Consider the following 15,747-nt stretch of genomic DNA (forward strand, 5'->3'; position numbering starts at 1 on the left):
AGGAGAAAGACATGGCTGATCCTGCTCGGGCCCGCAAGCTCGCCAAGCGGATCTCGCAGATCGTGGCGTCCGCGATCGAGCACGAGGTCAAGGACTCCCGGCTGGACTACGTGACCGTCACGGACACGAAGGTCACCGGCGACCTGCACGACGCCACGGTGTACTACACGGTGCTCGGCGAAAAGCTGGACATCCCGCCGGACTTCGCCGGTGCCGCCGCCGCGCTCGAATCGGCGCGCGGCATGCTCCGCACGATGGTCGGGCAGGGCACCGGGGTGCGCTACACCCCGACCCTGACGTTCGTGGCCGACACGATCCCCGAAGAGTCGAAGCGCATCGAGGCCCTGCTCGAAAAGGCCCGTGAGGCCGACGCGGAGGTCGCCCGGCGGTCGGCGGGAGCCCAGCACGCGGGCGAACCCGACCCGTACAAGGCCCCCCGCGAAACCGAGGACGAAGACGAGCCGGCGGCGGAGGAGAGCCGGGGCTGACCCGGTGCTCTCCCGTCGCGGCCTGCTCGCCGGCAGTGCACTCGCGCTGCTGGCGGGCTGCTCGTCGGCCCCCTCCGGCCCGCCGCCCGGCCCGCCCGCGACGTCACCCCCGACCGGCCCGACGCCACTGAGCGCGCCCGTCACCGTGCAGCGGATGCACTCCGCGGCCCGCGGCACCGACGTCGAGCTGGTCCTGATCACCCCCGACGGTGTCCCGGCCTCGGGCCTGCCGGTGTGCCTGGCCCTGCACGGCCGTGGCGCCCGCGCCCGGACGTTCCTCGATCTCGGCGTCCCCGAGGCGCTGACCAAGGCCGTGCACGCGGGTGTCCCGCCGTTCGCGATCGCCGCCCCCGACGGTGACCACTACTGGGTGAACGTCGGGAAGAACGACGACCCGCAGCGGATGCTGTCCGACGAACTCCCCACCTGGCTCACCCAGCGCGACCTCAAGGCGCCCGCGGCGGTGTTCGGCATCTCGATGGGCGGCTTCGGCGCCCTCCGCTTCGCCCGCGCCCACCCGGACCTGAAGGCGACGGCCGTGGCGAGCGCGGCCCTGTTCGTCAGCTGGCCGGACGCCCGCGCCCGCAAGGTGTTCGCCGACGAGGCCGGCTGGCGCGCGGAGGAACCGCTGCTGCACCCGGCCGACATCCGGGGCGCGAACCTGGGTGTGTGGTGCGGCGAGTCCGACCCGTTCCTGGGCGCCGACCGCAAGCTGGTGAACGCGGTCTCGCCGGCCGTGGCGCGGTTTTCGCCGGGGAAGCACGAAGACGCCTACTGGCGCGGTGTCCTGCCCGACGTGCTCGAGTTCGCCGGGCGGCGGATCACCCCAGCTGGCTGATGCGGACCATGTTGCCCGCCGGGTCGCGGAACGCGCAGTCGCGGACGCCGTAGGGCTGGTCCATCGGCTCCTGGACGACGTCGGCGCCGCTCGCCTGGACCTGGTCGAACGTGCCCGCCAGGTCCGAGGACGCGGGCACGATCGACGCGTAGCTGCCCTTGGCCATCAGCTCGGCGATCGTGCGGCGCTCGTCGTCGGTCAGGCCCGGGTCGGCGGCCGGCGGGTGCAGCACGATCGACGTGTGCGGCTGGTCGGCCGGGCCGACCGTGATCCAGCGCATGTCCCCGTACCCCACGTCGTTGCGCACCTCGAAACCCAGCGCGTCGCGGTAGAACGCGAGCGACTTCTCCGGGTCTTCGGCGGGGAGGAACGTGTGCTGGATGATGAGGTTCATGCTGCTCACGATAGGTGCGAGCGGGTGGGCGTCGCTTCTCGATTCCTGATCGGCCGCATGACCTGCTTGGCCAGGCAGGTCGGGATGCCCTCGCCGTCGCCGGCCGCCAGGCGCTTGTAGGCGCTCGGCGAGATGCCGACCAGCTCGGAGAACCGCGTGCTGAACGTCCCGAGCGACGAGCAGCCGACCGCGAAGCAGACCTCCGTCACCGAGAGATCACCCCGCCGCAGCAGGGTCATGGCCCGCTCGATGCGCCGGGTCATCAGGTAGCTGTAGGGCGACTCGCCGAAGGCGGCGCGGAACTCCCGGCTCAGGTGGCCCGTCGAGAGGTGGACGCCGCGCGCCAGCGCCTCGACGTCCAGCGGCTGTGCGTAGTCCCGGTCGATCCGGTCGCGGACGCGGCGCAGCAGCACGAGTTCGCGCAGGCGCGCGTCCGATTTGCCGGTCACGCAGTCAGCATGCCCGCTCGATCACGTCACCGCAAAGGCGGCCGCCGAGCGAACAGGATCGCTTGCGGAACGTCATCATCGGGGTCCAGCAGCCACTCCGCCTCGATCTCGAACCCCGCGTCGCGAACGAGCGCGCCCACTCGTTCCGGGCGCCGGCGGTGAACGTGGACCTTCATCGGGTGGCCGCCGTAGCCCTGGGTCTTCAGCGTGGCCGAGTCGCCGACGTGGTAGCCGATCACCAGCCGGCCACCCGGGCGCAGCACCCGGTGGAAGTGGCCCAGCACGCCGGGAACCGCGTCGTCCGGGACGTGGATCAGTGACCAGAACGCCAGCACCCCCGCGACGGAGGCGTCCGGGCGGGGCAGGTCCGTCATCGAGCCCACCTCGAACCCGACGCCCGCGTAGGCCGCGCGGGCCAGCTCGATCATCGACGGCGAGAGGTCGACGCCGGACGCGTCGACGCCGAGGGACACCAGGTGGGCGGTGAAGTGCCCCGGGCCGCAGCCGACGTCCACGACCGGGCCGTCGGCCCGCGCGGCGAACAGCGCGAGCGCCGCCCGCAGGTACGGCTGGGTCGTGACGGCGTCGCGCACGATGCCGGCGTAGCTCGACGCCACGGTGTCGTACGACGTGCGGGTGTCCGCGAGCCAGCCGGTCACGGCAGCGGGTGGGCGGCCGGGGCCCGCAGGCCGTCGAGGACCAGGGCGAGCCCGCGCCGCCAGTCCGGGGTCGCCGTCGCCGCCGCGAACACCACGGCGAGGTCCATCGTGCGGAAGTCCGGCCGCAGCGCGCCGGCGTCCTGCGCCCGCTTGACGATCCGGTCCATCCGGGAACCGTTGGCGCGCTTGGCTTTTTCGAGACCCGAGGCCGGGTCGAACGTCCGCGAGCACACCTCGGTGAAGCCGCGGTCGGTCACCTGCATCCGCACCGAGCGCTCGAGGTAGAGCACGAAGCCGTCCCACGGGTCCGCGCACGCGAGGGCCTCGTCGCTGATCGCCTGCGCTTCTTCCAGCGTCGGCAGGAACGCGGCTTCGACGAGGTCGGCGCGGGTCGGGAAGCGGTTGTAGAGCGTGCCGATCGCGACCTCGGCGCGGCGGGCGATCTCGTCCAGCGGGGCGTCGACGCCCTTGGCGCCGAACACCGCCCGCGCGGCCGCGACCAGCGCCTCGCGGTTGCGCCGGGCGTCCGCGCGCAGGGGGCGCTCCTCCACCGTCACGGTTGGTGAGTGTAGCCGCCGGCGCCGCTTCCCGATCGGAACCTCGCACAGCCCACGCCCGGGGGCCACCGGGAGCACAATGGGGTGAGCGGGCTCGGTCCGCGCCGAGGCGGGCAGACGAGGGAGGTCGGTACATGCACTCCGATCTGACCCCGTCGGGCCGCACCGGGGTCCTCCTCGTCGGCACCCGCGGGCCGCACGGTCCCGGGGAGGTGCTGATCCGGATCCGGGGCGGGCTGGAAACCTTCCTGGCCTGGTCCGACACGGCGCTGCCGAAGGGGACGACCGTGCTGGTCGTCGAAACCCGCGGCCGGCGCACGGTCGACGTCGTGGCGTGGGACGTCCCGGAAAGCTCCGCGGAACCCGCGCCGGAAACCACTTCCTAGTGTTCGTCTAAGGACAGTCGATGTTCGGTTATCGCGTGCCGGCCCCCAACGAGGCGATGCTCATTTCGGGCGGCAAGAGCAGCAAGGGCGCGTCGCCGTTCCGGGTCGTCACGGGGCACGGCGCTTTTGTCATGCCGGTGTTCCGGAAAGTCCGGTTCCTGACGCTTTCGATGTGTGAAGCCGAAGTGACCGAAGTGTGCGTGACGAAACAGGCCATCGCCCTGACCGTGCGGGCGGTGATCGCGTTCAAGGTCGGCAACGACACCGAAAGCATCGTCAACGCCGGCCAGCGGTTCCTCTCCGACCAGGACCAGATGTCCGTGCTGACCGGCCGGATCTTCTCCGGCCACCTGCGCTCGATCATCGGGTCGATGACGGTCGAGGAGATCATCACCGAGCGGCAGAAGCTGGCCACCGAGGTGCTGGACGGCTCGGCGGTGGAAATGGCGAAGATCGGCCTTTCGGTCGACGCGCTGCAGATCCAGTCGATCGACGACATGAAGCTCGGCTACATCGCCGCGATGGCCGCGCCGCACAACGCCGCCATCCAGCGGGACGCCCAGATCGCCCAGGCCGTGGCGAACAAGAGGGCGGCGGAGGCCGAGCAGGAGTCGCAGCGGACCCAGGCGGCGTACGTCCGGCAGACGTCGATCGTGCAGGCGCAGTACCGCGCCGAGGTCGAGGCGGCGCAGGCCGAGGCGGCTCAGGCGGGGCCGCTCGCGCAGGCGAAGGCGCAGCAGGAGGTCATCGACGCGCGGACCGTGCTGGCCGAGCGCGAGGCCGAGCTGCGCCAGCAGCAGCTGGTGGCCGAAGTCATCAAGCCGGCCGACGCGGAGGCCGAGCGGATCCGCATCCTGGCCGTGGCCGACGCCGAGAAGATGCGCGTGCAGGCGGAAGCGGCGGCGTCGAACAACCGCGTCGCGCTCGACCGGATGCTCATCGACCAGCTGCCGCTGATCGTCAAGGAGGCCGGGCGCGGCCTGGCCGGCGCGAACGTCAACATCCTCAACGGCGCCGACGGCCTGGGCGAGATGGCCGCGGGCCTCGTCGGCCAGGGACTGTCCATCCTGGACTCGGTGAAGCGCGGGCTGAGCGCCTCGCCGGCCCCCGCGCCCGCGGCTTCCCCGGAGAGCAACGGAAAAGCCATCACCGCGAAGCCGGGCGAAGTAACGCAGTCCTGAACCATTCCTGACCGGTGCCGCGGGCCCGAGCGGCGACGGGCCCGCGGCACCCGGGTCACTTGCGGGGCAGCCCCTGCGGGTTGATCTCCGACGCCGGCAGCCCTTCCGACGTCAGGTTCCAGCGCTTGAGGACCTCGGCGTACCGGCCGTTCTTGATCACCGTGTCCAGCGCCTGCTGCAGGGCGTTCACGAGGCCGTTGCCCTTCTTGGTCATCGCCGCGATGTCGGCCTCGATCGTGCCGCCGCCGGACACCGAGCCGACGATCTTCGTCTTGCCCTCGACGGCCACGTGGTAGGCCGAGGTCGGGTTGGGCCCGACGTAGGCGTCGATCCGGCCCGACTGCAGCGCCAGGTAGTAGTCCGAGGTCGCCTGGTAGTACTGGAACTTCACCGGGGCCAGCCCGGCGGACTTGTTCTGCTGGTCCCAGCGCAGCAGGATCTGCTCCTGGTTCGTCCCGGCGCCGACCCCGATGGTGAGCCCGGCGATGTCCTTCGCCTCCCGCACCGTGGTGTTCTTGTCGTTGCGCACCTCGAAGGCGATGGTGTCCTTGCGGTAGGTCGCGAAGTCGTACTTGTCCTTGCGCTCCTCGGTCACGGTGATGTTCGAGAACCCGCTGTCGTACTGGCCGTTGTCGACGGAGAGGAACAGGTTCTCCCACGACGTCGCCTGCAGGTCGAGCTTCAGCCCGAGGACGTCGGCGACGAGCGACGCGACGTCCGGCTCGACGCCGATGACCGTCTTGTCGTCGTCCGCGCGGAACGACAGCGGCGGCGTGCCGTTGCCGGTGGTGCCGACGACCAGCGTGCCGCGGGCCCGGATCGCCGCCGGGACGAGCGCGGCGATCGCGTCCACCTTGTCGGCGTGGACGCGGTTCTGGTTCGCGGTGATGTTGACGCCGCCGGGCTGGGCCGCCGGTTCCGTGGCCGCTTCGGGACTGCCGCACGCGGTGAGCGCGAAGGCCGACGCGAGCAGGAGGACGCGCAGTTTCATCGTTTTCATCAAAGGACTTTCTCCACGAAGGCCCGGGTGCGGGCGTGCTGGGGGTGGTCGAGGACGGCTTCGGGCGAGCCCTGTTCGACGACGCGGCCGGCGTCGAGGAACACGACGGTGTCGGCGACTTCGCGGGCGAAGCCCAGTTCGTGGGTGACGACGACCATCGTCGTCCCCGCTTTCGCGAGGTCCCGGATGACCGCGAGGACCTCGCCGACGAGCTCGGGGTCCAGCGCCGACGTCGGTTCGTCGAACAGCAGGACGTCCGGTTCTAGGGCCAGCGCCCGCGCGATCGCGACGCGCTGCTGCTGGCCGCCGGAGAGCCGGCGCGGGTACTGGCCCGCCTTGTCGGCGAGGCCGACCCGGTCCAGCAGCTCCCGGGCGCGGACCTCGGCCTCGCCGCGCGGCCGGCGTTGCGCCGAGATCGGCGCCTCGACGACGTTCTCCAGCACGGTCAGGTGGCCGAACAGGTTGAAGTTCTGGAAGACGAACCCGATCCGGGTGCGCTGCTTGAGGATCTCGCGTTCCTTGAGCTCGTGGAGCCGGTCGCCGGCCCGGCGGTAGCCCATGAGCTCGCCGCCGACGCTGATGAACCCGCGGTCGGCCCGCTCCAGGTGGTTGATCAGCCGCAGCAGCGTCGACTTGCCGGATCCCGACGGTCCCAACAGGACGGTCACTTCGCCTTGGCGCACCTGGAGATCGACGCCGTCGAGCACGGTCAGCGGGCCGAAACTCTTGTGCACGCCCCGGACGTCCACCATGAACTCCGCGCTCATGCCCGCCCCCAGACCGCGCGCAGGCGCTGCAGCGGGGTCGGCGGCAACGTGCGGAGCGCCCCGCGGGCGTAGTAGCGCTCGACGTAGAACTGGGCGACCGAGAGCACCGACGTCAGCGCCAGGTACCAGAAGGTGGCCACCAGCAGCAGCGGGATGACCCGGCCGCTGCGGGTGTAGATGACCTGGACCTGGTAGAACAGCTCCGGCAACGCCATCACGTAGACCTGCGAGGTGGCCTTCAGCAGGCCGACGATCTCGTTGGCGGCGGTCGGCACGATCGTGCGCATCGCCTGCGGCAGCACGATCCGGCGGAACTGCCGCCCGGCCGGGATGCCGAGCGCCGCGGCGGCCTCGCGCTGGCCGGCGTCCACCGAGAGGAACCCGGCGCGGACGATCTCCGAGGCGTACGCGCCCTGGTGCAGCGCGAGCCCTAGCCCGGCCGCGAGGAACGGCGGGATGAGGCTCATCGTGCCGACCGAGACGAACGACGGCCCGAACGGGACGCCGAAGGAGATCTCGTTGTAGAGGATCGCGAGGTTGTACCAGAACAGCAGCTGGAGAATGAGCGGGACGGACCGGAAGATCCACGTGTAGGTCCAGGCGACCGCGCGCAGCAGCGGATTCCGGGAAATGCGCATGAGCGCGAGCACGGTGCCGAGCAGGAATCCGGCGACCACGCCGAACGCCGTCAGTTCCAGGGTGAGCAGCACGGCGTCGAGCACCGATTTCTGGAACAGGTACTTCGAGAAGGTCGGCCAGTCGAACGCCGTGTTGGTCACCAGCGCGTGGCCCGCCATCGCGACCAGCACCGCGACGATCGCGGCGGCCACCCAGGTCAGCGGGTGCCGCGCGGGCACGATCTTCAGCGACTCTTCCGGCGCCGTCAGCGGTGCGGGCCGGGTGCCGACGTCGCTGGTCACCGCGATCCCACGGGCGCGGGAAGCGCTTTCGAGAACCGCAGCCGGGTGACCGGCACGGCGTCGACGTCGAAGTGCGGCGTGTACCCGGTGGCCAGGTAGAGCGCCCGGGCCTCGGGCTGGCTCGGGCCGGTGGTCAGGTGGATCCGGCGGTACCCGCGGAGCGCGATCTCGGCCTCCAGCTCGGCGACGACGCGGCGGCCGAGCCCGTGGCCGCGGTGCGCGCGGTCCGTCCAGATCCGCTTGAGCTCGGCGGTGTCGTCGTCGTAGCGCTGGAACGCCCCGCCCGCGACGGCGCGCTGGTCGTGGAGCAGCACCAGCAATCCGCCATTCGGCGGCGCGAAATGCTCCGCCGGGTATTCCCGCAGTTCGAAATGGACGTCGGCGAGCACGCGGTGGTAACGCGTCGAATATTCACGGGCCAGGTCGGCGAGCAACGGCCGGACCCGCGGATCTGACTGGGCGACCCAGACGGATTCGGGCATGACGACACCTGTTCGGGGAAAAGAACGAGGAGGAAAAGCGCCTGCCCCGACGAGGGGGCGCTTTCCGTTGACGTCGTCGACTTTAGGAACCCGGGCCGAGCCGGGTCAACGAGCCGCCGTCCGGTTCCAGATCCTGGACGGCGGCTTTCAGGAAGCGGGCTTGGCGGCTACGACGAGGTCGCGCAGGATGGCTTGGTCCACCCGGTGGGCGAACTCTTCATACGGCCCGCCTTCGCGGACGTCGAGGCCGGCCTTCTCCAGGATCGCGACCAGCTCTTCGCGCGGCAGCACGGTGGTGTTCCAGGAGATGCCGAGCGCGCCGCCGGGCTTGAGGACGCGGGTCCACACCGGGATCGCCGCGGCCAGCAGGTCGCGCGGGCTGCGCTGCAGGCCCGTGTCGCGGTGGCTGCCGTGCTGGACGCCGTACGGGGCGTCCGTGACGATCACGTCGGCGGAGTTCGCGCGCAGGACCTCGTCCGTCGTCAGCGTGTCCGCGTTGAAGTACACGAGCTTGCGGGTTTCGCCCGCCTTGTAGTCCTCTTTGGTGAACGCGTACTCGATGTCGAGACGGCGCCCGAGCCGGGCCTTGTTGCGGCGCAGCACGCCCGACTCGGCGGTGTGCTTCACGCGCTTGTTCCGCAGCCACGTCTTGATGAACGCCTCGTACGCCTCGAAGTCCTTGGCGTCGACGTCCAGGCCGGTGGCGTGCAGGCCGTACATGATCGCGTGGTTGAGCGTGGTGCCGCGGCCGCACAGCGGGTCGAGGAGGTAGCGCGGCCTGTCCGAGGCGGGGTCCGCGGTGGCCAGCAGCGTGATGTTCAGCAGCAGCTTGGTGAACGACTCGTTGGTCTTGCCCGCGTACTTCTGGATGGTCAGCAGGTCCGAGTCGGCCTTCGCGAGCGGCGTCACCTTCACCGGGCGCAGCACGTCGCCGTCCAGCTCGAACAGCGCGTACAACGACGACAGGTTCGACAGCAGCGCGAGGTCGCGCTCGCCGAGCGGCGCGGAGCTGGTGAAGCGGACGTAGCCGACGCCGCCGAGCTCGACGTCCTCGATGCCGGACAGCTCGGCCGCCAGGGCCGTGCCGAACACCGCCAGCTCGGCGCGCAGCAGCGCGGGGGAGGAGGCGGCGTAGACCCGGTTGGCGGACGGGTGGACCAGGATCACGTACTCGGACATCCCGCAGAGCGTAGCGTGACGCACCGTGACCTCCACTTTGGCGCAGGACATCGAGGCCGCGGCCGCACTGCTCGCGACGGCCACCGACGTGACGGTGCTCGGGCACGTCCGCCCCGACGCGGACGCGCTGGGCAGCGCGCTCGCCCTCGGCCGGGCCCTGCTCCAGCGCGGCGCCCGGGTGCGCGTGTCCTTCGGCGAGCCCGACGAGGCCCCCGAGACGCTCCGCTGGCTCGACGAGGACGGCCTGCTCACCCACCCGGACGACCTGCCCCCGACCGAGGCGCTGCTGGTGTGCGTCGACACGCCGGTGCCGCAGCGGCTGGGCCGGCTCGCCGGGCGCGTCGAGGCGGCCGGGCAGGTGCTGGTGATCGACCACCACGCGACCAACACGTTCTACGGCACCCACCACGTCGTCGACGAGAGCGCCGAGGCCAGCGCGATCCTGGTGTTCCGGGTCCTGGACGCGCTGGGCGTCGAGCCGGACGAGCCGATCGCGCGCGGGCTCTACGCCGGGATCGTCACCGACACCAGCGGGTTCCGCCGGGCGAGCCCGGAGACGCACCGGATGGCGGCGCGGCTGCTGGCGGCGGGCGTCGACCCCGAGGCCGTGGTGCGGCGGATCGTCGACGAGCGGCCGTTCGCGTGGCTGCCGATGCTGTCCTCGGTGCTGGCGGACGCCGAGCTCGAGCCGGAAGCCGCGCAGGGCAAGGGTTTCGTGCACACGATCGTCGGCGTCGACGCCGCGAGCACGGTGCGGGCCGAGGAGGTCGAGTCGGTCATCGACGTCGTCCGCTCGGTGCGCGAGGCCGCCGTCGCGGCGGTGCTCAAGCAGGACCCGGCGAACCCCGGCCAGTGGCAGATCTCGTTGCGCTCCATCGGGATCGACGTCTCCGCGGTGGCCGCGGAGTTCGGCGGCGGCGGGCACCGGCAGGCCGCGGGGTGCACGATCGCGGGTCCCGCCGAAGACGTCCTGGCCGGCCTGCGCGCCGCGCTGGAACGGGCGCCGCTGCTCTAGGGTCGCGATTCCCGCCGACCGGAAACTGTCGGTGCCGGCGGTTAGAGTCCGGTTCGTGGTGAACGTGGCGGAGAACGAGCGGGTCCCGGCGAAGCGGGTCCTGGGGCTGGCCGTGCCGGCGCTGGGCGTGCTGGCCGCCGAGCCGCTGTACGTGCTGGTCGACACGGCGGTCGTCGGCCACCTCGACGCGCTGTCGCTGGCCGGGCTCGCGCTCGGCGGCGTCGTGCTGTCCCAGGTGTCGAGCCAGCTGACGTTCCTGTCCTACGGCACGACCTCGCGCACCGCCCGCCTGCACGGGGCCGGCCGCCGGGCCGACGCCGTCCGCGAAGGCGTCCAGGCGACGTGGCTGGCGCTGTTCGTCGGGCTCTTCGTGCTGGTCGCCGGGCAGCTGCTGGCCTGGCCGATCGCGCGGGTGCTCTCGGGCAGCGACGAGATCACGAGCGCGGCCGTGTCGTGGCTGCGGATCGCGTTGTTCGGGGCGCCGCTGATCCTGGTCACCATGGCCGGCAACGGCTGGATGCGCGGGGTGCAGGACGCCGTCCGGCCGCTGCGGTACGTGCTGGCGGGCAACGGGATCTCGGCCGTGCTGTGCCCGGTGCTCGTCTACGGGGCCGGGCTCGGCCTGGAGGGCTCGGCGATCGCGAACGTCGTCGCGCAGGTGATCTCCGCCTCGCTGTTCTTCGCCGCGCTGGTGAAGGAGAAGGCCGGGCTGCGGCCCGACTTCCGGGTGATGCGCGCCCAGCTGAGCCTCGGCCGCGACCTGGTGCTGCGCAGCCTCGGGTTCCAGCTGTGCTTCGTCTCGGCGGCGGCCGTCGCGGCCCGGACGTCGACCGAGGCGGTCGGCGCGCACCAGGTGGTGCTGCAGCTGTGGGTGTTCCTCTCGCTGATCCTGGACTCGGTCGCGATCGCGGCGCAATCCCTGGTCGGGGCCGCCCTCGGCGCGGGCTCGGCCCGGCAGGCGCGCGGCGTCGCCACGCAGATCACGCGCTACGGGCTGCTGATGGGGTGCGTCCTGGGCGTGCTGTTCGCGGCTCTGTCGTGGGTGCTGCCGCGCGCGTTCACGGCCGACCCGGGCGTGCTGGCCGAAGTCCCGCACGCGTGGTGGTTCTTCGTGGCTCTGCAACCGATCGCGGGCGTGGTGTTCGCCCTGGACGGCGTGCTGCTGGGCGCGGGCGACGCGGCGTTCCTCCGCAACGCGACGCTCGGCAGCGCGGCCCTGGGGTTCCTCCCGCTGATCTGGGCGTCCCTCGGCTTCGGCTGGGGCCTCACCGGCATCTGGACCGGGCTCTCGCTCTTCATGGTCCTGCGCCTGGTGGCGGTGCTGGTCCGCTGGCGCTCGGGCACCTGGGCGGTGACCGGCGCGATCCGCCCCGCGTGATACCCGCCCAGCGGGTGTGACGCCCGTGACCTGTGGTGAACGCCACCGGGGTAACGGCTAGGTTTCGCCGTTGCTCAGGCGCTACAAGTAGTGGGGACGGCAGTGCGGGCGTCCCGTACCGAAAGCCCCTAGTCACTGGAGGTCCCCGTGCCGCCCGCCACCGGCCGCGCCACCGCCCGGTCCTGGCTCATCTGGTCCGCCGCCGTCACCGTCTACCTGCTCGCGGTGTTCCACCGCACCTCCTTCGGCGTCGCCGGGCTGCAGGCGGCCGAGCGCTTCGGCGTCGGCGCGGCCGCGCTCGGCACGTTCACCGTGCTGCAGGTCGGCGTCTACGCCGCGATGCAGATCCCGACCGGCGTCCTGGTCGACCGCTACGGCCCGCGCCGCGTGCTCACCGTCGCCGTGCTGATCCTCGGGGCCGGCCAGATCCTGCTCGGCGTCGCGCACTCCTACGGCCTCGGCCTGCTCGCCCGCGGTGTGCTGGGCCTCGGCGACGCGCTCACCTTCGTCAGCGTGCTGCGCCTGGTCGCGGCCCACTTCCCGGGCCGCCAGTACGCGCTGCTGACGTCGTTCACCGCGGCCGTCGGCTACATCGGCAACCTCGCGGCCACCGTCCCGCTGTCCCTCGTCCTCGACAGCGCCGGCTGGACGCCCACCTTCCTCGCGGTCGGCGCGCTGACCGTGCTCTACACCCTGGTCGTGACGCTGCGGGTGCGCGACGTCCCGGCCGGCGTCGAGGTGCCGGTCCGCGAAGCCGTCCGCCCGCGCGAGCTCGGGCACCAGGTCGCCGAGGCGTGGCGGACGCCGGGGACACGCCTGGGGTTCTGGGTGCACTTCAGCACGATGTTCGCGCCGAACGCGCTGACGCTGCTGTGGGGCGTGCCGTGGCTGGTGCAGGGCCAGGGGCAGTCGAAGGCCGCCGCGAGCGCGCTGCTCACGGTGTTCGTCTTCGGCTCGATGGCCGGCGGCCCGCTGCTCGGCGGCCTGATCGGCCGCCGCCCGGAGCTGCGGATGCCGCTGGTCGGCGGCTACATCGGCGGCGCCGCGGTGCTGTGGGCGGTGCTGCTGAGCTGGCCCGGTCAGGTCCCGGTGGGGCTGCTGGTGCCCGCGTTCGCCTTCCTCGCGCTCGGCGGCCCGGCGTCGATGATCGGCTTCGCGCTGGCCCGCGACTACAACCCGCTCAGCCGCGTCGGCACGGCGACCGGCGTGGTCAACGTCGGCGGCTTCGTGGCGACGACGATCGCCGCGCTCGCGGTCGGCGTGCTGCTGCAGTGGACCGGCGGGAACTTCCGGTGGTCGCTGCTGGCGATCGTGGTGCTCCTGGCGGTCGGGACGTCCCGGATGCTCGTGTGGTGGCGCCGCACCCGCACCCACCTGTTCCTCGCCGCGGCCCGCGGCGAGGAGATCCCGGTCCGGATCACCCGCCGCCGCTGGGACGCCGCCCTACCGGAGACGCCGATCGTGGCCGCTTGACCGGCCCGGCGGCACCTCGGCCTGCATGAGGTGCCGGGCCACGGCGAACCCGCGCCGCTCGTAGGCCGGCACGGCGCGTTTCGACGAGTGCACGGTGACGCGCTCGAGCCCGAGATCCGCGGCCAGGCGCAGGATCGCGTTGATGAGCAGGCCGCCGAGACCGCCGTCGCGCGCCTCCGGCGAGACGTACACGCTCTGCACGTCGCCGGCCGCCCGGGTGAACGCCGTCGGCGTCGGCACGCGCGCGGTGATCGCCAGGAACGCCATCCCGATCACCTGGTCCTCGCGCACCACGACCAGGCACCGGTGGCTGGCCGTGTGGTCCCGCGCCCAGGCGGCGAACTCCCGCACGAACCCGGCGCGCGCGGCGCCGGGCAGGCCGTCCCGCTCGGCGACCCACCGCCACCGCAGCCCGGCGACGGCTTCGAACTCGGCGGCCCTCGCGGGCCGGACTTCGATCTTCGCCACGCCCCTCATCCTGGCCCTGTGCCGCGCCGCCGCTCAAGCACCCGGCTGCCCTACCGGGGACGCCGATCGCGCCGCCCGAACGCACCCGATCGGCCGACGATCAGCGGCCGCTAGGGTTTGCCGCGTGTCGAGCCCCAAACCGCCCCGCCGTCCCGCCCCGCCGCCCGGTCTCCTGATCGTCGACAAGCCCGCCGGGATGACGTCGCACGACGTCGTCGCCCGCGCCCGCCGGATCATGGGCACCCGCAAGGTCGGGCACGCCGGCACGCTCGACCCGATGGCGACCGGCGTGCTGGTGCTCGGCATCGAGCGCGCCACCAAGCTGCTCGGCCACCTGGCGCTCGACCGCAAGACCTACCTCGCGACGCTGTCGCTGGGCAGCAGCACCACGACCGACGACGCCGAGGGCGAGATCCTCACCACCGCGGAGACCGGCGGCGTCACCGACGCGGCGATCGCCGCCGGGATCGCGAAGCTCACCGGCCCCATCCAGCAGGTGCCCAGCGCTGTCAGCGCCGTCAAGATCGACGGCAAGCGCGCCTACGCCCGGGTCCGCGCGGGGGAGGAGGTCGTCATCCCGCCGCGCCCGGTCACGATCTACCGCTTCGACGTCCTGGGCATCCGCCACGAGGACGACCACGTCGAGGTCGACGCCGTCGTCGAGTGCTCGTCGGGCACCTACGTCCGCGCGCTGGCCCGCGACCTGGGCGCCGACCTCGGCGTCGGCGGTCACCTGATGGCACTGCGGCGCACCACGGTCGGCCCGTTCTCGCTCGCGAAGGCGCGCACGCTGGACCAGCTGGAAGAGGCGCCCGAGCTGAGCCTGGACCTCGACGCCGCCGTCGCCGCCGCCTTCCCGCGGCGCGACCTCGACGCCGCGACGGCCAAGGCGGTCCGCCACGGCCAGCGGATCCCGGCGGCCGGGGTCGAGGGCACCTACGGCCTGTTCGGCCCCGACGGCAAGGTGCTGGCGCTGGCCGCCGACGAAGAAGGCGTGTCCCGAGCAGTGGTCGTGTTGCTGCCCGCCTAGGGTGGTCCGAGAAGACGGGAGTGTGACGTGCTGCGGTGGCGTGGGCTGGGGGACCTTCCCGGCGGCTGGGGACGGTGCGTGGTCACCATCGGCGTGTTCGACGGCGTGCACCGCGGGCACCAGGAGCTGATCAACCGGACCGTGGCCGCGGCCGCGGAGCGCGACGTGCCGAGCGTGGTGCTGACGTTCGACCCGCACCCGTCGGAGGTGCTGCGCCCGGGGAGCCACCCGGCGCAGCTGACCACGTTGCGGCGCAAGGCGGAGCTCGTCGAAGGCCTCGGCGTCGACGTCTTCTGCGTGCTGCCGTTCACCTTGGAGCTGTCCCGGCTGCAGCCGGAGGAGTTCGTGCACGAGGTGCTGGTCGACCGGCTGCACGCGGCCGCGGTGATCGTCGGCGACAACTTCACCTTCGGGGCCAAGGCCGCCGGCACCGTCGAGCTGCTGCGCACCCTCGGCCGCCGCTTCGGCTTCGCCGCCTACGGCGCCGAACTGCAGGGCAAGGAACTGTCCGAAGAGGACCAGTCGGCCATCACGTTCTCGAGCACGTACGTCCGCTCCTGCATCGACGCCGGGGACGTCGTGGCCGCCGCCGAGGCGCTCGGCCGCCCGCACCGGCTCGAAGGCATCGTCGTGCGCGGCGACGGCCGGGGCCACGAGCTCGGCTACCCGACGGCGAACCTGTCGACCCCGCGGTTCGCCGCCGTCCCGGCCGACGGCGTCTACAGCGCCTGGTTCACCCGCTCGGCCGACCCGTCGCGCCGGCTGCGCGCCGCGGTCTCGGTGGGCACCAACCCGACGTTCTCCGGGCGCGAGCGGACCGTCGAGGCGTTCGTCCTCGACGTCGACGAGGACTTCTACGGCCAGCACGTCGCGATCGACTTCGGCACCCGGCTGCGCGACCAGGTGCGGTTCGCCGACTCGGCCGGGCTGGTCGCCCAGATCGACGAGGACGTCGTCGAGACCAGAAAGGCCCTCCCGGACGCGGGGTAGCGCCTCGACCGGGGCGAAAAGGGGGATTTCGCGTTCACGGACGTGATCGTGATGGCAAGATGCTCACGGACAGTGTGCGTGCAGACTGAGCGG

19 protein-coding genes are annotated in these 15,747 nt (G+C 72.3%); 9 read left to right on the forward strand and 10 right to left on the reverse strand.

What is annotated here, in order from left to right; translation table 11 throughout:
- The first annotated feature begins 11 nt into the window (after nt 1–11).
- Nucleotides 12–488: a 30S ribosome-binding factor RbfA gene (gene rbfA / locus OHS58_RS02460; protein WP_326943077.1), complete on the forward strand. Its 477-nt coding sequence runs from the start codon at nt 12–14 to the stop codon at nt 486–488.
- A gap of 4 nt (nt 489–492) precedes the next feature.
- The gene (locus tag OHS58_RS02465; RefSeq protein ID WP_328646999.1) at nt 493–1,326 is read left to right on the forward strand and encodes an alpha/beta hydrolase; all 834 of its coding nucleotides are present in this window, start codon (nt 493–495) and stop codon (nt 1,324–1,326) included.
- Here the strand turns inward: OHS58_RS02465 and OHS58_RS02470 are convergent.
- The 4 genes from OHS58_RS02470 to OHS58_RS02485 are packed head-to-tail and all read right to left on the reverse strand — an operon-like array spanning nt 1,310 to nt 3,385.
- Nucleotides 1,310–1,720: a VOC family protein gene (locus OHS58_RS02470; RefSeq protein WP_328647000.1), complete on the reverse strand. Its 411-nt coding sequence runs from the start codon at nt 1,718–1,720 to the stop codon at nt 1,310–1,312. The two genes, OHS58_RS02465 and OHS58_RS02470, sit on opposite strands and share 17 nt — an antisense overlap.
- Nucleotides 1,721–1,725: 5 nt before the next feature.
- Nucleotides 1,726–2,169 (reverse strand): helix-turn-helix transcriptional regulator, encoded by a 444-nt coding sequence (locus OHS58_RS02475; protein ID WP_328647001.1) that lies wholly within the window; start codon nt 2,167–2,169, stop codon nt 1,726–1,728.
- Nucleotides 2,170–2,195: 26 nt separating this feature from the next.
- A complete protein-coding gene (locus OHS58_RS02480; protein ID WP_328647002.1) occupies nt 2,196–2,828 on the reverse strand; it encodes a class I SAM-dependent methyltransferase in 633 nt (210 codons plus the stop codon).
- Nucleotides 2,825–3,385, reverse strand: a complete 561-nt coding sequence (locus OHS58_RS02485; protein ID WP_328647003.1) for a TetR/AcrR family transcriptional regulator — start codon at nt 3,383–3,385, stop codon at nt 2,825–2,827. The genes OHS58_RS02480 and OHS58_RS02485 overlap by 4 nt, the downstream gene beginning before the upstream one ends.
- 134 nt (nt 3,386–3,519) lie before the next feature.
- On the opposite strand from OHS58_RS02485, the gene OHS58_RS02490 reads away from it, so the two are divergent.
- Together OHS58_RS02490 and OHS58_RS02495 are read left to right on the forward strand one after the other, a co-directional pair.
- Entirely contained in the window at nt 3,520–3,771 is a 252-nt protein-coding gene (locus OHS58_RS02490; protein ID WP_326943072.1) for a hypothetical protein, read from the forward strand.
- Nucleotides 3,772–3,791: 20 nt separating this feature from the next.
- Entirely contained in the window at nt 3,792–4,952 is a 1,161-nt protein-coding gene (locus tag OHS58_RS02495; RefSeq protein ID WP_326943071.1) for an SPFH domain-containing protein, read from the forward strand.
- 55 nt (nt 4,953–5,007) lie between these two features.
- On the opposite strand, the gene OHS58_RS02500 is transcribed toward OHS58_RS02495, so the two are convergent.
- From OHS58_RS02500 to OHS58_RS02520, 5 genes are all read right to left on the reverse strand, one after another.
- Nucleotides 5,008–5,952 (reverse strand): ABC transporter substrate-binding protein, encoded by a 945-nt coding sequence (locus tag OHS58_RS02500; protein ID WP_328647004.1) that lies wholly within the window; start codon nt 5,950–5,952, stop codon nt 5,008–5,010.
- Complete coding sequence (locus OHS58_RS02505) at nt 5,952–6,719, reverse strand: amino acid ABC transporter ATP-binding protein (protein ID WP_326943069.1); 768 nt, start codon at nt 6,717–6,719, stop codon at nt 5,952–5,954. Before OHS58_RS02505 ends, OHS58_RS02500 begins: the two co-directional genes overlap by 1 nt.
- Entirely contained in the window at nt 6,716–7,639 is a 924-nt protein-coding gene (locus OHS58_RS02510) for an amino acid ABC transporter permease (RefSeq protein WP_326943068.1), read from the reverse strand. Before OHS58_RS02510 ends, OHS58_RS02505 begins: the two co-directional genes overlap by 4 nt.
- Complete coding sequence (locus tag OHS58_RS02515; RefSeq protein ID WP_326959781.1) at nt 7,636–8,121, reverse strand: GNAT family N-acetyltransferase; 486 nt, start codon at nt 8,119–8,121, stop codon at nt 7,636–7,638. Before OHS58_RS02515 ends, OHS58_RS02510 begins: the two co-directional genes overlap by 4 nt.
- A 147-nt stretch (nt 8,122–8,268) precedes the next feature.
- A complete protein-coding gene (locus tag OHS58_RS02520) occupies nt 8,269–9,300 on the reverse strand; it encodes a TRM11 family SAM-dependent methyltransferase (protein WP_328647005.1) in 1,032 nt (343 codons plus the stop codon).
- 25 nt (nt 9,301–9,325) lie between these two features.
- On the opposite strand from OHS58_RS02520, the gene OHS58_RS02525 reads away from it, so the two are divergent.
- The 3 genes from OHS58_RS02525 (at nt 9,326) to OHS58_RS02535 (ending at nt 13,166) form a co-directional block, all read left to right on the forward strand.
- Complete coding sequence (locus tag OHS58_RS02525; protein WP_328647006.1) at nt 9,326–10,315, forward strand: DHH family phosphoesterase; 990 nt, start codon at nt 9,326–9,328, stop codon at nt 10,313–10,315.
- Between the two features lie 58 nt (nt 10,316–10,373).
- Entirely contained in the window at nt 10,374–11,693 is a 1,320-nt protein-coding gene (locus OHS58_RS02530; RefSeq protein ID WP_442875553.1) for an MATE family efflux transporter, read from the forward strand.
- Nucleotides 11,694–11,840: 147 nt separating this feature from the next.
- Entirely contained in the window at nt 11,841–13,166 is a 1,326-nt protein-coding gene (locus tag OHS58_RS02535; RefSeq protein ID WP_326943063.1) for an MFS transporter, read from the forward strand.
- On the opposite strand, the gene OHS58_RS02540 is transcribed toward OHS58_RS02535, so the two are convergent.
- Nucleotides 13,137–13,643, reverse strand: a complete 507-nt coding sequence (locus OHS58_RS02540; protein WP_410619834.1) for a GNAT family N-acetyltransferase — start codon at nt 13,641–13,643, stop codon at nt 13,137–13,139. The genes OHS58_RS02535 and OHS58_RS02540 overlap by 30 nt on opposite strands.
- 115 nt (nt 13,644–13,758) lie before the next feature.
- Here OHS58_RS02540 and truB point away from each other — a divergent pair, with 115 nt between their 5' ends.
- Together truB and OHS58_RS02550 are read left to right on the forward strand one after the other, a co-directional pair.
- The gene (gene truB, locus OHS58_RS02545; protein ID WP_326943061.1) at nt 13,759–14,664 is read left to right on the forward strand and encodes a tRNA pseudouridine(55) synthase TruB; all 906 of its coding nucleotides are present in this window, start codon (nt 13,759–13,761) and stop codon (nt 14,662–14,664) included.
- A gap of 27 nt (nt 14,665–14,691) precedes the next feature.
- Nucleotides 14,692–15,654: a bifunctional riboflavin kinase/FAD synthetase gene (locus tag OHS58_RS02550; protein WP_326943060.1), complete on the forward strand. Its 963-nt coding sequence runs from the start codon at nt 14,692–14,694 to the stop codon at nt 15,652–15,654.
- Nucleotides 15,655–15,747: the final 93 nt, after the last annotated feature.

The organism is Amycolatopsis sp. NBC_00348 (assembly GCF_036114655.1).
GTDB lineage: Bacteria > Actinomycetota > Actinomycetes > Mycobacteriales > Pseudonocardiaceae > Amycolatopsis.